Origin of the sequence: Rhizobium sp. Root483D2 (assembly GCF_001426685.1) — a bacterium.
GTDB lineage: Bacteria > Pseudomonadota > Alphaproteobacteria > Rhizobiales > Rhizobiaceae > Pararhizobium > Pararhizobium qamdonense.
Map to the genome: position 1 here is coordinate 120,235 of NZ_LMFB01000020.1, position 18,567 is coordinate 138,801.

An 18,567-nucleotide genomic window follows, 5' to 3' on the forward strand; every position below is an offset into this window, starting at 1 on the left:
CTTCCGATCCGTTGCTTTGACCGCACAAAAGCAGCAAACAGAGTGCGGCGCCAGCACTTCTGCGGAAACAGCCAGCACTTCTGAGGAAACAGATTGTCCACCGCATGAACACGCGGACTGCCAACGTTCGCCGCCGTCCTAAGCGATATCCGGCCGGTCCTTCGCCAGGAACGCCTTGAAGGCATCGGCATAGTCCGGATGCCAGCGCGACAATGGCGGACGGTTTTCAACGATATCGCCGGCTGCCCAAAGGATGCGTTTTTCATCGGTCGGACGGGCCACGTCATTGTCGGGGCACAGAATGTAGAAATCGCCGCCTTCCAAGCTTTGCATCATGAAATCGACCGTCTCCTGCGACGTCCAGGCGGCATCCGGCTTTTCCGTACGGCCGTTTGCGGTGAGCCCGGTATAGACGAAGCCGGGGATCAGCAGATGCGCCGTGATGTTGCAATCGGCGGTGTTGCGCAGTTCATGTTGAAGCGCTTCCGTAAAGGTTTTGACGCCGGATTTTGCGACATTGTAGGCGGGGTCGCCGGGTGGGGTGGTGATGCCCTGCTTGGAGCCGGTATTGATGATCAGCCCGCTCTGGCCATGGGCGATCATGGCGGGCGCAAAGATGCGCGCGCCGTTGATCACGCTCCAGAGATTGACCGCGAACACTTTTTCCCAGGCTTCCTGGCCGCCGAAAATCGCGCTGCCGGGCTGGATACCCGCATTGTTCATCAGCACATGCACCCGGCCAAAATGTTGGACGGCTGCCTGTTCGAGCGCCTTCAGCGATTCGATATCTGCCACATCCGTGGCGATCGCGACGGCATTGGCGGGCCCGTGCGGGGAGAGCGCCGACGTCTCGCGCGCTGCCGTGTCCAGCCGCTCGCCGGGCAGGTCGGCCAGGACGACCTTCATGCCGAGGCCAGCGAAGCGTTTGGCTGCGGCAAGGCCGATCCCGGAGGCGGCGCCGGTGACGACGGCAACGTGATGATTGGCGAAGGCTGGATGATTCATTTGCTCTTCCGTCTCGTTCATGCGCTGATGATCGGGCTTACCGGCCCGAGCTTGAGCGGAAAACTAGGCGCGCGATGTGGAGAAGTCCACACTTGCGCTTGAAACGCCTCTTGCCCGAACCTGGAAAGGCTCTAATTTTCAGCGGGAATCAATGACCTGGTCTCCCGCCGGACAACGCTTAGAGGACCCGAATGGCTGCGCCGAAAACCCGGAACAACCGACAGACGCCATGCGAACAATGTCCCTTGCGGTCACTCCCGCATTTCCGCGAATTCCAGCCGGAGGAGCTTGAGTTCGTGTCCAACTTCAAGACCGGCGAACTGGCTGTCGATGCCGGCACCACGATCCTGGTGGAGGGATCGCACAGCGCCCATCTCTTCACCGTGCTGTCGGGCTGGGGGTTCCGCTACAAGATGCTCGATGACGGGCGCCGGCAGATCCTGAACTATATGATGCCGGGCGACCTGATCGGCCTGCAGGGCAGCCTGATGGGAGAGATGCAGCATTCGGTCGAGGCGCTTTCGCCGGTGACCCTCTGTGTCTTCGAGCGCGACAAGCTCGGCACGCTCTACCGCAACTATCCCGATCTTGCCTATGATCTCACCTGGATTGCCGCACAGGAGGAACGCATTCTCGATGAAAACCTCCTGAGCATCGGGCGGCGTTCGGCGCTGGAGCGGGCAGCCTATCTGCTCGCCTTTCTCTATCAGCGCGCCAAGGCCAGCAATCTATTCAAGGGCGAACGCGTGTCCATTCCGATCACGCAGCAGCACGTTGCCGATACGCTGGGATTGTCCATCGTCCATACCAACAAGACGCTGAAAAAGCTCGGCGAGCGCAAGCTCATCCGCTGGGCGGATCGCGGCTGCGATATTCTCGACGACGAGGGATTGATGAAGATTTCGGGTTGGGAAGGCTATCGCGAGCAGCATCGCCCGTTCATCTGAAGGCTGATTTCAACGATCCCGGTCTCAAAGCTGCCGGTGCGGAATTGCGCCGCTACGTGTCTTATTTAAATGCCGTCGCGGCATTCTTGTCCTACTTGTCGGTTTCAAGCCCGCGCTCGACCAGCGCAGGGTGATTTGCAGACAGGACCCCTATCGGTGACGCCCACGGAAATTCCAGTGTCGATCAAACGTGTGCTGGTGCTGGAAGACAATTTCATCATCGCCATGGAAGCCGAAGACATTTTGAAGTCGATCGGCGTCGATTATGTCGAGATTGCCGGAAATGTGGCCGAGGCAGAGGCTCTGATCGCGGAGAAGTCCTTCGATTTCGCCCTCCTTGACGTCAATCTGGGTTCGCAAACCAGTTTCGACTTTGCCGCCATCCTGATCGAACGCGGCGTCGCCTTCGGTTTTGTCAGCGGTTACGGCGATGATTTCGTCTTTCCGCCGGCATTGCGCGACATTTCCCGCATCACCAAACCGTTCAACGAAAGCTCGGTTGCAGGGCTTCTCGCCACTGCCGTTGCCAGCGGTTCGTAGCAGGCTGCTGAAAAAAGCATCATTCAGCAATTCTGCAGGTCACTCGGGACATTGCGCGAACTGCAAATTCCCCTCATCCCCGCCCTTGTGGCGGGGATCCAGCCAACTCAAGTCCTTGAGTTGAAAGAGTCTTTTGACCCGACGGACGTCGGGTCACTGGATCCCCGCCACAAGGGCGGGGATGAGGGTGGATGAGGTTTGGCTCTTGCGAATAATTTCATTCCAGGGTTTGTCAGCATCCTGGTACAGCGCTATTCCCGCCTTGCGTTCATCCGGACCGCCTTTTTGGCGCGCGCAACCGGCGGTTTTTTCTATGCTTGTCTTAAAAATCCGCATACCTTCTCTTTGACCGTCACTGCGTGGCCGTCGCCGGTATGAGGGGCATATCAGCTTATCGTGTAACGAATGATTTCCGTCGATCCCATCCGCTTGTCATGGATGCGGGCCGCGTATATTGAGGGGCCACAATAAATGGTTCGGCTTGAATATCGGAATGAGCGGGCGCAGATGAGTGAACAACGGAAATTCCCCGGGCGCGGCTGGTGGCTGGTGCCGCTTGCAGCCTTGGTTCTGACGTCCTGCGAGGGCGAAACCAAGCCGCGGGAAACGGCAAAGATGGCGGTGCGGACGCAGAGCGCCGAATTCGCCGATCACCGGCAGACCGTGACGCTGACCGGCGAGGTCGTCGCCCATGTGCAGACCAATCTCTCCTTTCGCGTCAGCGGGCAGATCACCGAATGGCTGGCGGATGTCGGTTCGCATGTAACGGCGGGCGAGGTTCTGGCCCGGATCGATCCCAGCGAACAGAAGGCGGATGTCGAGGCGGCCGAGGCGGCGGTGCGCGCAGCCGAAGCGCAGGTCCGTCAGGCATCCTCAGCTTTTGAGCGGCAGAAGTCCCTCTTGGCGAAGAATTCCACTACGCAGGAAACCTTCGATCAGGCACAGACGGCCTTGCAGACGGCTCAAGGATCGCTCGATTCGTCCAAGGCGCTGCTGGGCACGTCGCGTGATGCGCTGTCCTACACGGAACTGAAGGCGGATGCCGATGGCATCATCACCGTGCGCAATGCCGAGACGGGTCAAGTGGTTCAGGCCGCGCAAACGATGTTTTCCGTGGCGCGCGACGGCCCGCGCGATGCGATCTTCGACGTTTACGAATCGCTGTTGTTTGAAAAACCCTCCGAGCCGAAAATTCAGCTCTCGCTGGTCAGCGATCCCTCGGTCAAGACGGAAGGCGTGATCAGCGAGGTCTCGCCGACCATGGATACGGCGACGGGAACCGTGCGCGTCAAGATCGCCATGGATACGACGCCCGACCGCATGACGCTCGGCGCTCCGGTGATCGGATTTGCCAGCTCGAAACCGGCCAAACTGATCAACCTGCCCTGGACTTCGCTGTCTGCCCTGGATGGCCAGCCGGCCGTCTGGGTGGTCGATGGCAAGGATGGCACGGTCAGCCGCAAGCCGGTGAAGGTCGCGTCCTACGAGACGGGACGGGTGCTGATTTCCGAAGGGATTGAGAAAGGCGAGAACGTGGTGGTCGAAGGGGCGAAGATGCTGCGTCCCGGCCAGTCGGTCGATGTCATCAAGGAGCAGGCGCCATGAACCGGATATTGCTCGGACTGCTGTTTGCACCCATCACGCTCCTCGTTCTCACCGGTTGCCAGAAAAAGGAAGAACCGGCGGAAAAGGCCGCCCGTCCGGTGCTGTCGCAGATCGTGGTTGCGCAACAGCTGCCGGCTCCCAGTTTTGCGGGCACCGTGCAGCCGAAGATCCAGACCGATTTCGGGCCGCGTGTGACCGGCCTGCTCGTCGCCCGCGATGTCGATACCGGCGATACGGTGACGCAGGGCCAGCTTCTGGCGGCGCTCGATCCGACTTCGCTTGAACTGGCCGTCGGATCGGCACGGGCCGATCTTGCAAATGCAGAAGCGACGCTTGCCAATGCGGTTTCCGTCGAGCGGCGCACGAAGGCGCTGTTCAAGATCGGCACCGAAACGCAGGCTTCGGTTGAGAGCACAGAACAGGCAAGTGCTGCGGCGGATGCCTCGGTCGTCCAGGCGCGCGCGTCCCTCTCCAAGGCCGAAGAGCAGCTTTCCTATGCGCAGATCAAGGCGGCATTCGACGGTGTGGTGACGCAGACCGGCGCGGAGGTCGGCCAGGTGGTTGCCGCCGGTGCCGCTGTCGTCACCGTCGCCCGCCCGGATGCGCGCGATGCCGTGGTCGATGTTCCCGATGGCAACGCGCTCTTGCCGGTGGGCACGCCATTCCTGGTGTCCCTGCAGATCGACCCGGCGATCATGGTCGGCGGAACGGTGCGTGAGGTGGCGCCGGCAGCCGATCCGGCAACGCGCACGCGCCGCGTCAAGATCGCGCTGGACAATCCACCGGCCGCCTTCCGTCTGGGAACCACGATCACCGCCACGCTGAAGGAAGCCATTGTCGAACAGCTGGTGCTGCCGGCAACCGCGATCCTGGAGCGTGACGGCAAATCCTATGTCTGGGTTGTCGATGAGGGCGGCGCGACGGTCAAGACCCGGGAAGTGGTGACCGGCGCGCAGGCTGCCAACGGGATCGTCATCACCTCGGGCATCGAGCCCGGCCTGCGGGTGGTGACGGCCGGTGTGCACAGCCTTGAGGACGGCCAGAAGATCAAAGTTGAAGACGAGGCGCAGTCATGAAGAAGTTCAACCTGTCGGACTGGGCGCTCGATCACGCATCGATGGTCTGGTATTTCATGATCGTCTTCGGCCTGCTCGGTTTCTTCTCGTATCTGAGCCTTGGCCGCGAGGAGGATCCTTCCTTTACCATCAAGACCATGACGATCTCGGCGCAATGGCCGGGGGCCTCGGTCGAGGAGACCACGCTGCAGGTGACCGAGCGGATCGAGCGCAAGCTCGAGGAGCTGGAATCGCTCGATTATACCCGCAGCATCACCACGCCCGGACAGACGCTTGTTTTCGTCAATCTGAAGGATACGACCAAAGCACGCGATGTGCCCTCGATCTGGCTGACCGTGCGCAACATGATCGGCGATATTCAGGGGCAGTTTCCCTCCGGCGTGGTCGGGCCGTCCTTCAACGACCGCTTCGGTGACGTGTTCGGCAATATCTACGCATTTACCGCCGATGGTCTAACGCAGCGGCAGTTGCGCGACTATGTCGAGACGGCGCGGCGCGAGATCCTGACCGTCCCGAATGTCGGCAAGGTCGATATTGTCGGCGCGCAGGATGAGGTGATCTATCTGGAGTTTTCGACGCGGCAGCTGGCGGCGCTCGGGATCAACCAGAACGAAGTCATCGCCACCTTGCAGGCCCAGAATGCCATTGCACCCTCCGGCGTCGTGCAGGCTGAGGGCGAGCGCGTCAGTGTGCGCGTCAACGGCCAGTTTTCGTCCGAAGACAGTTTGCGGGCCGTCAATCTGCAGGTCAACAACCGGTTCTTCCGCCTCACGGACATTGCTACCATCAGCCGGGGCTATACCGATCCGCCGTCGGCTTTGTTCCGCTATAACGGCCAGTCCGCGATCGGCCTTGCCATCGGCATGAAGCAGGGCGCCAATCTTCTGGAATTCGGCGATCACGTCGAGGAAAAGATCAGCCAGGTGGAAGCGGAGCTTCCAGTCGGCGTCGGCGTGCATCTGGTCTCCGACCAGCCGCTGATCGTCGAGGAGGCGGTGTCGGGCTTTACGCGGGGCCTGGCAGAGGCCGTGGTGATCGTCCTTCTCGTCAGCTTCGTCAGCCTGGGCGTGCGGGCAGGGCTTGTCGTTGCCCTGTCGATCCCGCTGACGTTGGCGATCACCTTCGTCGTCATGTCCTATTTCGGCATATCGCTGCAGCGGATTTCGCTGGGGGCGTTAATCATCGCGCTGGGACTTCTGGTCGATGACGCGATGATTGCCGTGGAAATGATGGTGGCGCGGCTGGAGGCGGGCGATTCGCTGCGCAAGGCGGCGACCTATGTCTATACGTCCACGGCGTTTCCGATGCTGACAGGCACGCTGGTCACCGTCGCCAGCTTCATTCCCGTCGGCCTCAACAACAGCGCTGCCGGCGAATTCACCTTCACGCTCTTCGTCGTCATCGCGGTTTCGCTAGTTGTGTCCTGGATCGTCGCGGTGGTGTTTGCGCCGCTGCTCGGGGTGACCATCCTGCCCAAAACCATGAAGCAGCACCATGACGAAAAAGGCCGTGTTGCACGCGTCTTTTCCCGCGTGCTTGCCTGGTGCATGCGCTGGAAATGGACGACCATTGGCTTGACGGTCGTGGTCTTTGCCCTCTCGCTGTTCGGCATGACCCATGTCCAGCAGCAGTTCTTCCCATCCTCGGACCGGCTTGAGCTGATCGTCGATTGGTCGCTGCCGCAGAACGCCTCGATTACCGATACCAATGCGCAGATGGCGAAGTTCGAGCAGGACAAGCTGGCCGGCAATCCCGATGTCGAGCGCTGGTCCACCTATGTGGGGCAGGGGGCAGTCCGCTTCGTTCTTTCCTTCGATGTGCAGCCGCCGGATACGTCGTTCGGCCAAACCATCATCGTCACCAAGAGCCTGGAGGTCCGCGACAAGCTGCGTGCCGACCTGCAGAAATATCTGAAGGAAACCTTCGTCGGCACGGATGCCTATGTGAAGCTGCTCGACATCGGTCCGCCGGTTGGCCGTCCCGTGCAATACCGGGTGAGCGGTCCGGATATCGGCAAGGTGCGCGAGCAAGCGCTGGAATTCGGCAGCGTTCTTGGCCGCAATCCGCTGCTGGGCGATGTGGTCTACGATTGGAACGAGCCGGCGCGCGTGATCAAGGTCGATGTCCTGCAGGACAAGGCCCGCCAGCTGGGCGTCACCTCGCAGGATATCGCCTCTGCGCTCAACGGCATTGTCGGCGGAACGACCGTGACGCAGGTGCGTGACGATATTTATCTCATCAACGTCGTTGCCCGGGCCAAGGCGTCCGAGCGGCAGTCGATCGAGCTGTTGCGCGATCTGCAGCTGCCGGGAACCAACGGCAATTCCGTGCCGCTCGCCGCCGTCGCCAGCTTCCGATACGAGATGGAGCAGCCGGTCGTCTGGCGCCGCTCGCGCTTGCCGACGCTGACCGTCAAGGCGGGTATTGTCGATGCGACACAGCCGGCAACGATCGTCGCGCAGCTGTCCAAGGACGTGAACGCTTTTGCGGAAAAACTGCCGCCCGGATACAAGATCGAGGTTGGCGGCAGCGTCGAGGAAAGCGGCAAGAGCCAGGCGCCGATCGCCGCTGTCGTGCCGCTGATGCTGTTCGTGATGGCAACGATCCTGATGATCCAGCTGCAGAGTTTCTCGCGGTTGTTCCTCGTCTTTGCCGTTGCGCCGCTGGCGCTGATCGGGGTGGTGGTGGCTTTGCTGTCCAGCAATTCGCCCATGGGGTTCGTCGCCATTCTCGGCATCCTGGCGCTGATCGGCATTCTCATCCGAAACTCGGTGATCCTGGTGGTGCAGATCGAGCATCTGCGCAGCGAAGGTGTCGCGCCCTACGAAGCGGTGCAGGAGGCGACCGAGCACCGGATGCGGCCGATCATGCTGACGGCAGCTGCCGCCAGTCTGGCGCTGATCCCGATCGCCCGGGAAATCTTCTGGGGGCCGATGGCCTATGCCATGATGGGCGGCATCATCGTCGGCACAGTCCTGACGCTGCTGTTCCTGCCCGCGCTCTACCTCGCCTGGTTCCGCATCAAGCCGCCGGAAAAAACCAAAGAGGTGACGCTGGAGGGGGCGCCAGTCGTGACGACGGACGATGCCGTTCCCGTTTAGGATTGGTGTTTCGGGTGATGGCGTTCGGGCTTAGCCAGCGTCCTCCCAGCCACAAGGGCGGGGAGGACGTAGAAAACTGGCTTGCCGTGGATGAATCGGCATGATCGTTGCCGTCACAGCATCACCACCGTCAGCTCGGTCTTGTCATAGTTGAAGTCGAGCGGCGTGGTGCCGGTATGCTCGAGCACCAGCCAATTGCCGGCAGTCAGGATCGCCATGCCGATGGCGCAATTGCCGTAGGATGCCGAGGCTGCGTCATTATCGTTGATGCTGGCAATGACGGTGGTGCCATTGACCTTGACGGTCACGGAAAAAGCGCCGGCCGGATTGGCTTCGACGCCGAGGCAGATGAGATAGGGGCCCGTGACCGGCACGATCAGGCGGCTGCCACCACCAGCAACGGCGGCACCGAGCGTGAAGCCGCCCTGGTTGACGCTGAGGGTGGAAAAGCCGGTTTGCGATCCCGATGCCGGCGTCAGCACGCCGCCGCCGCGCGTCGCGCGCACCAATGGCCGCTGCGGCATGCGGACCTGGCCCTGTCCGGTGATGCTCAACGCCGATAGCCAGGTGCTGCCATTGGCGCTCACCTTCACGGCGAATTCGTCGGAGCCGGTCAGCCCCATTTCCGCCCGGCCGGACCAGTTGGTCTGGAACAGCAGGCTCGCCGTATCGCCCGCCGCCGCCTTGTTGACCTTGATCTGATGCCCGCTGCCCTCATGGGTCAGCAATGTGGCGCCGGCTGCGACGGCCAGCCGGTTGGTGCTGTCGGCGGTGGTGTTAACGCCGAAAAAGGGCGGCGTTCCAATGGGGTCGAAGATTATCCAGCCGCTGCCGTCGTGAATTTTCATCCGGTCTTCAGCCATGAACCAGCCGTGCCAGCCTTCCCTCGGCGTGATGAAGATCCAGTCGCCATCCTGGCGCAAGGCAAGCTTGCCGTCCTTTCCGGCAAAGGCCGCCGCTGCCGGTGCCGTGACGTGGAAACAGGTTCCCTCCTGCGGATCGGATGGCGGGGTCGCCAGCGAAGCGGTGATCGTCAATTGGGTGAGCGCGTCGAGGCGCTGCAGGGCTTCATTGTGGGTGACGTGCTTTTGCGCCTGCGAGGGCAGGATATAGGGCAGTTCCAGGTTGACGGTTGCTTCGCTCATCGGGTTGCGTTCTCCTTTGCGGGTCAGGAGAAGGGTATCCGTTGATCGATAAGCGGGGACGGGCGCTGGACAGCTCGATTGTTTGTAAAGGGAAATGCCGGTGACATTTGCCCGTCAATTCACGGGGGCAACACTCAGCGCCTGCGCGAAAACATCAATCCTTGCCGCGCGAGACGAAAAACGGATTGGCGAAATCGACGTCGGATGTCTGGTTGCGCTTTCCGTAGATCAGCGCATTGCCATCCATCGTCAGGGTTTCGCCGCCCGCGGCCCGCAGCACGGCGTCGCCCGCCGCCGTATCCCATTCCATCGTCCGGCTGAGGCGCGGATAGATATCGGCGAGACCCTCGGCCAGAAGGCAGAATTTCAGGGAGGAGCCGATCGATTCGTAGTCGGTGATCCCGTGTTCGGCCAGATAGGTCATGGTTTCCTGGCTGTTATGCGAGCGGCTGGCCAGCGCCACCAGCCGGTCGCCACGGCTGCGGCAGCCGATGATCGTCGGCGGGCCGATCACATGCTGGCCGGACACCACGGATTTCTTGGCCTTGTTGCGGGTCGCGGCATAGAGGATGCCGATGGCCGGCGCATAGACGACGCCGACGACCGGCTCGCCTTTTTCGATCAGCGCGATGTTGACGGTGAAGTCGTCGTTGCGGGCGACAAATTCCTTGGTGCCGTCGAGCGGATCGACCAGAAAGAACGATTTGCCCTGGATATCGGGAATATGGCCGGCAGCCACGGCTTCCTCGGCGACCACCGGAATATCGGGGAACGCTGATGCCAGGACATCGAGGATGATCTTTTCGGCGCACTCGTCGGCATCGGTGACGGGGGAACAGTCGGCCTTGTAGCTGACTTCCGGTCCGGCATGATAGACGCCGAGGATCGCTTTCCCCGCAGCCACCGCCGCCTGTTCCAGAATGTCGAGCATGGTTGCTTCCTGTGCCTTTCCGCCGTCCACGGCCATGGTTTTCAGATGTCGCGCCGGTGTTGAATGCCAACATCCTGCGCGAGCATCATACATCCGCATTCCTTACCGCTCTTTGCAAGATTTGCGTGTGAAATTTTCTCGACTGTGCTGCATTTGGCACTGTGTCTTGCGCGCCGTTCGGATAGAGCTGCGACAGCACGGCGCAGCATATTCCGGCCCCTCTGTGCCCGCGCAGTCTTTGCGCTGGTGCCGGCATATGCAAATGTGCGTTGCAACATGGATCGTTAAACGGGACTGGCATGCGGTATTCGGCATTTTCCATCGTCAAAAACGCGCTGACGGGCAACGTCAACTGGAAGCCGGCCTGGCGCCAGCCGGAACCGAAGCCGTTTTACGATGTGATCATCGTCGGTGGCGGCGGCCATGGGCTGGCGACGGCCTATTATCTTGCCAAGGAGTTCGGCCTCAAAAACATCGCCGTCCTGGAAAAGGGCTATCTCGGGTCCGGCAATGTCGGCCGCAACACCACGATCGTGCGCTCCAATTACATGCTGCCGGGCAATGAGCCGTTCTACGAGTTCTCGATGAAGCTCTGGGAGCGCATGGAGCAGGATCTCAACTACAATGCCATGCTGTCGCAGCGCGGCATTATCAATCTCTACCATAATGACGGCCAGCGCGACGCCTATATCCGCCGTGGCAACGCCATGTGGATGGAAGGCGTCGCGGCCGAGCTTCTGGACCGCGCGGCCTTGAAGAAGATGCTGCCATTTTTGAATTTCGACCATGCCCGGTTTCCGATCATGGGTGGCCTGTTGCAAAAGCGCGGCGGCACGGCGCGTCACGATGCGGTTGCCTGGGGCTATGCCCGCGCCGCCGACCGGCTCGGCGTCGATCTCATCCAGAATTGCGAGGTCACCGGCATTCGCCGCGAAAACGGCGTCGTGACCGGCGTCGAGACTTCGAGAGGGTTCATCGGCTGCGGCAAGCTCGGGCTGGCGGCCGCCGGTAATACGTCGCGCGTCGGGCAGATGGCCGATCTGAAACTGCCGATCGAAAGCCATGTGCTGCAGGCCTTCGTCACCGAGGGGCTGAAGCCCGCCATCGATCACGTCATCACTTATGGCGCCGGGCATTTCTACATTTCCCAGTCGGACAAGGGCGGCCTGGTCTTTGGCGCCGAGATCGACGGCTATAATTCCTATGCCCAGCGCGGCAACCTGGCGACCGTCGAGCATGTGATGGAAGAGGGGGTGACGATGATCCCCGGCCTGTCGCGCGTGCGGGTGCTGCGCTCCTGGGGCGGCGTCATGGACATGAGCATGGACGGCTCGCCGATCATCAGCCACACGCCGATCGACAATCTCTATTTGAACTGCGGCTGGTGTTACGGCGGCTTCAAGGCGACACCGGCCTCCGGCTACTGTTTTGCGCATCTGATCGCCAAGAACGAGACCCACCCTGTTGCGCGTTTTCTGCGCCTCGATCGCTTCGAGCGCGGTTATCCGATCGACGAACACGGCGCTGGTCCCCAGCCCAACCTGCATTGAGATCTTGAATGGCAAGCCTCATCCCCTGTCCGCATTGCGGTATCCGGCCCAAGGAAGAATTTTCGATCCGCGGCGATGCATCGCTCATTCGCCCCGATCCCGACGCTTCGGACGAGGCCTGGAACGACTACGTTCATATCCGTGCCAATCCGCGCGGGGCTTACCGCGAACATTGGCAGCATGTTGCCGGTTGCCGCCGCTTCCTGGTGGTCGAACGCGATACGCTTACCCATGAGGTGTTTTCGGTCACCGATGCCGCCGCCGCTGCGCGGGAGGTTTTGCGATGACGGCCTATCGTCTCACCACCGGCGGTCTGGTCGATCGCAGCGCGCCGCTTGATTTCCGCTTCGACCACCGCAACCTGACGGGATTTTCCGGCGATACGCTGGCCTCCGCGCTGCTTGCCAATGATCAGCTGCTTGTCGGCCGCAGCTTCAAATATCACCGGCCGCGCGGCATCGTCACCGCCGGGGCGTCCGAGCCGAACGCGCTGGTCACGATCGGCAAGGGTGCGGGCAGCGATCCGAACACCAAGGCAACTGTGACTGAGCTCTATTCCGGCCTCGATGCCCGCAGCCAGAACCGCTTTCCATCGCTGAAATATGATTTTGGCGCGATGAATGGTCTTTTGTCCCCTTTCCTCGGGGCCGGGTTCTACTACAAGACCTTCATGTGGCCGGCCGCCTTCTGGGAAAAGGTCTATGAGCCGATCATCCGCAAAGCGGCTGGGCTTGGGCGCGCCGTGCTGGAGCGGGATCCGGACACCTACGAGAAATGCTGGGCGCATTGCGACCTTCTGGTTGCCGGCTCCGGCCCGACGGGGCTGATGGCGGCGCTGACGGCGGGCCGGGCGGGTCTGCGGGTCATCCTTGCGGACGAGGATTTCAAGCTGGGCGGGTCGCTGCTGAGCGACACCACGCGCATCGATGGTGTTTCCGCACCGGATTTTGCCGAGACGGCGCTTTCGGAACTGCGGTCCCTGCCGAATGTGACGATCATGGCGCGCACCACCGTGTTCGGCTGGTACGACGACAATGTATTTGGCGCGGTCGAGCGGGTGCAAAAGCATGTGGCGGTGCCGCAGGCGAAACTGCCCGTCGAGCGGCTGTGGCGCATCGTGGCCAGGCGGGCGCTGATGGCGACCGGTGCCGAGGAACGGCCGCTGGTGTTTGGCGGCAATGACCGTCCGGGCGTGATGATGGCAGGTGCCGTGCGCACCTATGCCAACCGGTTCGGTGTCGCCGGCGGAAAGTCGGTAGCGATCTTTACCAATGGCAGCGCCGGTTACCGCACCGCCTCGGATCTGGCTGTTCATGGCGTCGAGATCGCTGCTATCGTTGACAGCCGCGCCGATGCCGCCGATCGTGCTCCAGACGGCGTCCGCGTCATTCGGTCGGCATCTGTCATCGACACGAAGGGCCGCCAGCGGGTGTCCGGGCTGGTGGTCGAGCGTTCGGGTTTCGAGGAGACGATCGCCTGCGATGCGATCGGCATGTCCGGCGGCTGGAACCCCGTCATCCATCTTGCCTGTCAGCGCGGCGGCAAGGCCGTTTGGTCGGCGCAGTTGCAGACATTCCTCGCGCCGGACGTGGGTGGCGGGCTCGTGGCCGCAGGCTCGGCGGCGGGGCGCTACAGTCTGGCCGATTGCCTCAAGGATGGCGCGCATAAGGCGGCTGCGATCGCCACTGATCTCGGGTTTTCTGTTGCTGCCGCACCATTGCCCACCGTCGAAGGCGAGATCGATCCCTCCTTTACCGCGCTCTGGTATGCGCCGGGTGCGCGGGGCAAGGCCTTTGTCGATTTCCAGAACGATGTGCATGTGAAGGATATCGGGCTTGCCCTGCGCGAAGGCTTTGGCCATGTCGAACATGCCAAGCGCTATACGACGAACGGCATGGCGACCGATCAGGGCAAGCTTTCCGGCATCAATGCGACCGGACTTCTGGCCGCCATGCAGGGCATCAGCCCGGCCGATGTCGGCACCACCACATTCCGGCCGTTCTACACGCCGGTTGCCTTCGGTGCTTTGGCAGGGTCATCGCGCGACGAGCATGCAGCCCCGGTGCGCAAATCGCCGCTGCATGGCTGGGCACAGCGAAACGGCGCTGTCTTCGTCGATTCCGGTCTCTGGTTCCGCCCTGCCTATTTCGTGCGCGGCGGTGAAAAGACCTGGCGTGACAGCACGGACCGCGAAGTCCGCAACGTCAGGGAAAACGCCGGCATCTGCGACGTCTCGATGCTCGGCAAGATCGAGATTTTCGGGCCGGATGCTGCGGAGTTCCTGAACCGCCTCTATTGCAATCCTTTCCTGAAACTGCCCGCCGGCAAGGCGCGCTACGGTCTGATGCTGCGCGAAGACGGTATGGTCTATGACGACGGCACCACCAGCCGTCTGTCGCCCGGCCATTTCGTCATGACCACCACCACGGCGCTTGCCGGCGGGGTGATGTCCCATATGGAATATTGCGCGCAGGTGCTGTGGCCGGATCTGAAGGTGCGTTTCTGTTCGTCGAGCGATCAATGGGCGCAGATGGCGATTGCCGGACCGAAAGCCCGGCTTGTGATGCAGGCGCTTGTCGAGGACGATCTGTCCGATGCCGCATTCCCGTTCCTTGCCGCCGGGATCGTCACACTGAAGGGTGGCTTCACGGCGCGGCTGTTCCGGATTTCGTTTTCCGGCGAGCTGGCCTATGAGCTGGCGGTGCCTGCAAGCCTTGGCGAGGCGGTTGCGGACGCCGTCATGGACGAGGGCCGGGCGCACGGGATCTGCGCCTATGGGCTTGAGGCGCTGAATGTGCTGCGTATCGAGAAGGGTCATGTCACCCATGCCGAATTCGATGGCCGGGTGACACCGGACGATGCGGGTTTCGGGCGTATGGTGTCGGCGCAAAAGCCGGATTTCATCGGCAAGCGGCTTTCCACCCGCTACGGGCTGACCGCTGCCGACCGCATGCAGATGGTCGGGCTGAAACCGGTGGAAACGGACCAGCATATCCGCGCCGGCGCCCATCTTTTGCGCGAAGGGGCGAAGCCCTCGACGCTGAACGATCAGGGCTATGTCAGCTCCGCCTGCTTTTCGCCAACGCTGGGCCACGATATCGCACTCGCCTTCCTGAAATCCGGGCGCGAGCGCTATGGCGAGCGCGTCGTCGTCTGGGACAAGCTGGCAGGCGCGGAGGTCGTCGCCGAGGTCTGCAACCCGGTCTTCGTTGATCCCGGCAATGTGAAGCTGAACTCGTGAGGCGGATATGACCAGAACCTATGTTTCCCGCCATCCGCTCAACGATCTCCTGCCGCTGGAGCCCGGCATCCGCGCGGTCGATCACCTGGATATTCCGCGCTTTCAGGCGATCGTCTCGGTACTGGCCGTTCCCGGTGAAGAGGCCGACGTGACGGCGGGGCTGGCGGCATCGGGCGATGTCTCCATCCGGTTTGCAGGGCCCGGCGAATGGCTGGTTCTGTCGCAAACGGAAACGCCCGATGGCCTGCACCGCTCTCTTTCGCTGCTTCTGGCCGAGACGGCCTATATCGTCGACCAGAGCGATGGCCGTGTCGTTTTCAGGCTGTCCGGCCCCAATATCCGGCGTATCCTTGCCAAGGGCATTGCCACCGACCTGCACCCGGCCATGTTTGACATCGGCAGCTCGTCCAACGTTCTGTGCGGCCATATCAGCGTCAATCTGGCGCGCACCGGTGAAAACGAGTTCGAATTGATCGTCATGCGCAGTTTCGCGGTGGCGCTTTTTGACGATTTGAGACGAATGGGCCGGGAATTCGATCTCTCCGCCGATTTCTCCGCGCAAGGGTAAATGCGCCATCGCGTGCCGCTTTTATGGCGCGGCTGAAGCTGGCAATGGCGGGATTGGGCAAGACCTGTTCGCGCAGATGTCTTTATCCGCACCGGCTTTGCGGCTACGGTTTCCATGCCCAAGATTTCGCTTAAACGCGGGATGCTCTTTGACGAGCGATCCCGGAACCGGAGAATATCCATGAAAAGCCATGCCAGGGTCGTCGTTATCGGCGGCGGCGTCGTCGGTTGTTCGATCCTCTATCACCTGACGAAATTCGGCTGGACCGATGTGGTTCTTCTGGAGCGTTCGGAGCTGACCTCCGGCTCCACCTGGCATGCGGCCGGCGGCATGCACACGATCAATGGCGATCCGAACGTTGCCAAGCTGCAGAAATATACGGTCGAGCTCTACAAGGAAATTCAGGACTATTCCGGCCAGGACATCGGCCTGCACATGACCTCCGGCATGATGCTGGCGGCCACCAAGGAACGGTTCGACTGGATGAAGTCGATCCTTGCCAAGGGCCGCTATATGGGGCTTGAAGCCGAGCTTTTGACGCCGAAGGAAGCGCATGAGCTGATGCCGCTGCTTGATCCCACGCAGTTCGTCGGCGCCGTGTTCGATCCGGTCGAAGGGCATCTCGATCCCTATGGCACCACCCACGCCTATGCGAAATCGGCCAAGAAGAACGGCGCCGATATCTACCTGCACACCAAGGTGGAAGACCTCGTCCAGCTGGAGGACGGCTCATGGCGGGTGATCACCAACAAGGGCGAGATCATTGCCGAGCATGTGGTCAATGCAGCCGGTCTCTGGGCGCGCGAAGTCGGCCGCATGACCGGGCTCGAGCTGCCGGTGCTCGCCATGGAGCACATGTATCTCATCACCGAGGACATGCCCGAAGTCATCGAGTTCAACCAGACGCGCGGCAAGGAGCTGATGCACTGCGTCGATTTCGACGGCGAGATCTATTTGCGCCAGGAGCGCAACGGCATGCTGATGGGCACCTATGAAAAGGCCTGCCGTCCGTGGTCGCCGATCACGACGCCCTGGGATTTCGGCCATGAACTGCTGGCCGAGGACATCGAGCGGATCACCCCGGAACTCGAAGTCGGCTTCCGCCACTTCCCGGCCTTCAACAAGGCCGGCATCAAGAAGATCATCAACGGCCCCTTCACCTTCTCGCCGGATGGCAATCCGCTGGTCGGGCCGGTGCGTGGCCTCACCAATTACTGGTCGGCCTGCGCTGTCATGGCCGGTTTCAGCCAGGGGGGCGGTGTTGGCCTGGCCCTTGCCAACTGGATCATTTATGGCGATCCGGGCTTCGACGTCTTTGCCATGGACGTATCGCGCTACGGCGATTTTGCCACGCTCGGCTTTACCAATGCGAAGGTGCGCGAAAACTATTCCCGCCGCTTCTCCATCCGCTATCCGAACGAAGAGCTGCCGGGGGCGCGCCCGTTCCTGACCACGCCGATCTACGACAAGCTGAAGGACGCGGGCGCGGTGTTCGGCGCGTCCTATGGGCTGGAAGCGCCGCTGTGGTTTGCGCCAAAGGGCGAGGAAGACACGTTTTCCTGGCGCCGTTCCAACGATTTCGACGTCGTCGGGGCGGAAGCCAAGGCCGTGCGCGACAGCGTCGGTCTGATGGAAACATCGGGCTTTGCCAAATACACGATCACAGGCAAAGGGGCCGAAGCCTGGCTCGACCGGATGCTGACCTGCCGCATCCCGGCTGAAGGACGCATGGCGCTGGCGCCGATGCTCAAGGATGACGGCAAGCTGATCGGCGATTTTACGCTGGCAAAGCTCGGCGAGGGGGATTTCCTTTTGATCGGCTCGGGCATTGCCGAGGACTATCACATGCGCTGGTTCGAAAGCCACCTGCCCAAGGACGGCTCGGTGACGCTGAACGCGCTGAACCTGCAGCTGGTCGGCCTGTCGATCGCAGGACCGAATTCCCGCGCATTGATCTCCAAGCTGACGCATCTCGATATGTCCGACGCGGCATTTGCCTTCATGGACATCCGCCGCATGGATCTTGGCATGGCACCGGCGATCGTCGGCCGTGTCAGCTATACCGGTGATCTCGGCTATGAAATCTGGATGAAGCCGGAATACCAGCGCTATCTGTACGACCTGATCATGGAGGCCGGCGCCGAGTTTTCCATCACGCCGTTCGGCCTGCGGGCGCTCAACGCGCTGCGCGTCGAGAAATCCTTTGGCAGCTGGTCGCGGGAATACCGGCCGCTCTACGGGCCGTTCGAAGCCGGGCTCGGGCGATTCGTGGCCTTGAAGAAGGAAACGGACTTCATCGGCAAGCAGGCGGCCGCGAAGGAAAAGGCCGAAGGCGGCACTTTGCGGCTGAGAACGTTCATCATCGAGGCGAGGGATGCGGACGTTATCGGCGACGAACCGATCTCGCTGAACGGCAAGGTTTGCGGCTGGGTCACTTCCGGTGGATATGCGCACACATCCGGCGTTTCGGTGGCGATCGGCTATGTGCCAAAGGAGGTTGCGGACGAGACCGAGGGATGGCAGGTCGAACTTTTGGGTGAATTGTTGTCTGCCCGCTTGCAGTCACAGCCGCTTTTCGATGCCAACGGTTCGCGCATGCGATCCTGACCGCGGCGCTCCTGATCACGCGTTTTTGCAAGCCCCGGATGGTGCCGAACAGGCCCTCCGGGGCTTACGCATTGTCCACCGTAGAAATCACGGTCTGATGCCCAAAAACAGGGCCCAAACTGCACCAATTTTGATTTTTCGGCTGTTTAAGCGTCAATATCACTAAAATGGGAAAGAAATTCGGCAAAGCATCATTTTGCGCTTCACTTTTGATCCGAAAGCATTATGGAATCCTCTATCGAAAAGGCTCA

General features: G+C 61.6%; 14 protein-coding genes. 10 read left to right on the plus strand and 4 right to left on the minus strand.

What is annotated here, in order from left to right:
* Positions 1–138: 138 nt before the first annotated feature.
* Positions 139–1,005, minus strand: coding sequence for an SDR family NAD(P)-dependent oxidoreductase (locus ASD32_RS19405; protein WP_060639698.1), 867 nt, complete (start codon positions 1,003–1,005; stop codon positions 139–141).
* Between the two features lie 191 nt (positions 1,006–1,196).
* On the opposite strand from ASD32_RS19405, the gene ASD32_RS19410 reads away from it, so the two are divergent.
* Positions 1,197–1,952 carry a Crp/Fnr family transcriptional regulator gene (locus tag ASD32_RS19410; RefSeq protein ID WP_060639699.1) on the plus strand — a complete coding sequence of 252 codons (756 nt, stop codon included), beginning with the start codon at positions 1,197–1,199 and terminating at the stop codon, positions 1,950–1,952.
* A gap of 156 nt (positions 1,953–2,108) precedes the next feature.
* The gene (locus ASD32_RS19415) at positions 2,109–2,492 is read left to right on the plus strand and encodes a response regulator (RefSeq protein ID WP_060639700.1); all 384 of its coding nucleotides are present in this window, start codon (positions 2,109–2,111) and stop codon (positions 2,490–2,492) included.
* A gap of 153 nt (positions 2,493–2,645) precedes the next feature.
* Here the strand turns inward: ASD32_RS19415 and ASD32_RS19420 are convergent, their stop codons facing one another.
* Positions 2,646–2,828 (minus strand): hypothetical protein, encoded by a 183-nt coding sequence (locus ASD32_RS19420; protein ID WP_060639701.1) that lies wholly within the window; start codon positions 2,826–2,828, stop codon positions 2,646–2,648.
* Between the two features lie 171 nt (positions 2,829–2,999).
* Here ASD32_RS19420 and ASD32_RS19425 point away from each other — a divergent pair, with 171 nt between their 5' ends.
* Genes ASD32_RS19425 through ASD32_RS19435 form a run of 3 tightly spaced genes read left to right on the plus strand, consistent with a single transcriptional unit; the run spans position 3,000 to position 8,274 of the window.
* Entirely contained in the window at positions 3,000–4,097 is a 1,098-nt protein-coding gene (locus ASD32_RS19425) for an efflux RND transporter periplasmic adaptor subunit (RefSeq protein WP_244490203.1), read from the plus strand.
* Positions 4,094–5,173, plus strand: coding sequence for an efflux RND transporter periplasmic adaptor subunit (locus ASD32_RS19430; RefSeq protein WP_060639703.1), 1,080 nt, complete (start codon positions 4,094–4,096; stop codon positions 5,171–5,173). Before ASD32_RS19425 ends, ASD32_RS19430 begins: the two co-directional genes overlap by 4 nt.
* Positions 5,170–8,274, plus strand: a complete 3,105-nt coding sequence (locus ASD32_RS19435) for an efflux RND transporter permease subunit (RefSeq protein WP_060639704.1) — start codon at positions 5,170–5,172, stop codon at positions 8,272–8,274. Before ASD32_RS19430 ends, ASD32_RS19435 begins: the two co-directional genes overlap by 4 nt.
* Positions 8,275–8,387: 113 nt before the next feature.
* On the opposite strand, the gene ASD32_RS19440 is transcribed toward ASD32_RS19435, so the two are convergent.
* Together ASD32_RS19440 and cysQ are read right to left on the minus strand one after the other, a co-directional pair.
* A complete protein-coding gene (locus ASD32_RS19440; RefSeq protein WP_060639705.1) occupies positions 8,388–9,419 on the minus strand; it encodes a DUF2793 domain-containing protein in 1,032 nt (343 codons plus the stop codon).
* A gap of 154 nt (positions 9,420–9,573) precedes the next feature.
* A complete protein-coding gene (gene cysQ, locus ASD32_RS19445) occupies positions 9,574–10,350 on the minus strand; it encodes a 3'(2'),5'-bisphosphate nucleotidase CysQ (RefSeq protein WP_060639761.1) in 777 nt (258 codons plus the stop codon).
* 299 nt (positions 10,351–10,649) lie between these two features.
* On the opposite strand from cysQ, the gene ASD32_RS19450 reads away from it, so the two are divergent.
* From ASD32_RS19450 to ASD32_RS19470, 5 genes are all read left to right on the plus strand, one after another.
* On the plus strand, positions 10,650–11,900 hold the full coding sequence (locus ASD32_RS19450; protein WP_060639706.1) for a sarcosine oxidase subunit beta family protein: 1,251 nt from the start codon (positions 10,650–10,652) through the stop codon (positions 11,898–11,900).
* Positions 11,901–11,908: 8 nt separating this feature from the next.
* Positions 11,909–12,187 carry a sarcosine oxidase subunit delta gene (locus ASD32_RS19455; RefSeq protein ID WP_060639707.1) on the plus strand — a complete coding sequence of 93 codons (279 nt, stop codon included), beginning with the start codon at positions 11,909–11,911 and terminating at the stop codon, positions 12,185–12,187.
* On the plus strand, positions 12,184–15,141 hold the full coding sequence (locus tag ASD32_RS19460) for a sarcosine oxidase subunit alpha family protein (protein WP_060639708.1): 2,958 nt from the start codon (positions 12,184–12,186) through the stop codon (positions 15,139–15,141). The genes ASD32_RS19455 and ASD32_RS19460 overlap by 4 nt, the downstream gene beginning before the upstream one ends.
* 7 nt (positions 15,142–15,148) lie before the next feature.
* A complete protein-coding gene (locus tag ASD32_RS19465) occupies positions 15,149–15,709 on the plus strand; it encodes a sarcosine oxidase subunit gamma family protein (RefSeq protein ID WP_060639709.1) in 561 nt (186 codons plus the stop codon).
* Between the two features lie 180 nt (positions 15,710–15,889).
* Entirely contained in the window at positions 15,890–18,316 is a 2,427-nt protein-coding gene (locus ASD32_RS19470) for an FAD-dependent oxidoreductase (protein WP_060639710.1), read from the plus strand.
* Positions 18,317–18,567 lie beyond the last annotated feature (251 nt).

Excerpts from the sequence above, each read along its gene's own strand:
- ASD32_RS19405 (WP_060639698.1), bottom strand. The coding sequence starts at position 1,005 with ATGAATCATCCAGCCTTCGCCAATCATCACGTTGCCGTCGTCACCGGC.
- ASD32_RS19410 (WP_060639699.1), top strand. The coding sequence starts at position 1,197 with ATGGCTGCGCCGAAAACCCGGAACAACCGACAGACGCCATGCGAACAA.
- ASD32_RS19420 (WP_060639701.1), bottom strand. The coding sequence starts at position 2,828 with ATGCGGATTTTTAAGACAAGCATAGAAAAAACCGCCGGTTGCGCGCGC.
- ASD32_RS19425 (WP_244490203.1), top strand. The coding sequence starts at position 3,000 with ATGAGTGAACAACGGAAATTCCCCGGGCGCGGCTGGTGGCTGGTGCCG.
- ASD32_RS19430 (WP_060639703.1), top strand. The coding sequence starts at position 4,094 with ATGAACCGGATATTGCTCGGACTGCTGTTTGCACCCATCACGCTCCTC.
- ASD32_RS19435 (WP_060639704.1), top strand. The coding sequence starts at position 5,170 with ATGAAGAAGTTCAACCTGTCGGACTGGGCGCTCGATCACGCATCGATG.
- ASD32_RS19440 (WP_060639705.1), bottom strand. The coding sequence starts at position 9,419 with ATGAGCGAAGCAACCGTCAACCTGGAACTGCCCTATATCCTGCCCTCG.
- cysQ (WP_060639761.1), bottom strand. The coding sequence starts at position 10,350 with ATGCTCGACATTCTGGAACAGGCGGCGGTGGCTGCGGGGAAAGCGATC.
- ASD32_RS19450 (WP_060639706.1), top strand. The coding sequence starts at position 10,650 with ATGCGGTATTCGGCATTTTCCATCGTCAAAAACGCGCTGACGGGCAAC.
- ASD32_RS19455 (WP_060639707.1), top strand. The coding sequence starts at position 11,909 with ATGGCAAGCCTCATCCCCTGTCCGCATTGCGGTATCCGGCCCAAGGAA.
- ASD32_RS19460 (WP_060639708.1), top strand. The coding sequence starts at position 12,184 with ATGACGGCCTATCGTCTCACCACCGGCGGTCTGGTCGATCGCAGCGCG.
- ASD32_RS19465 (WP_060639709.1), top strand. The coding sequence starts at position 15,149 with ATGACCAGAACCTATGTTTCCCGCCATCCGCTCAACGATCTCCTGCCG.
- ASD32_RS19470 (WP_060639710.1), top strand. The coding sequence starts at position 15,890 with ATGAAAAGCCATGCCAGGGTCGTCGTTATCGGCGGCGGCGTCGTCGGT.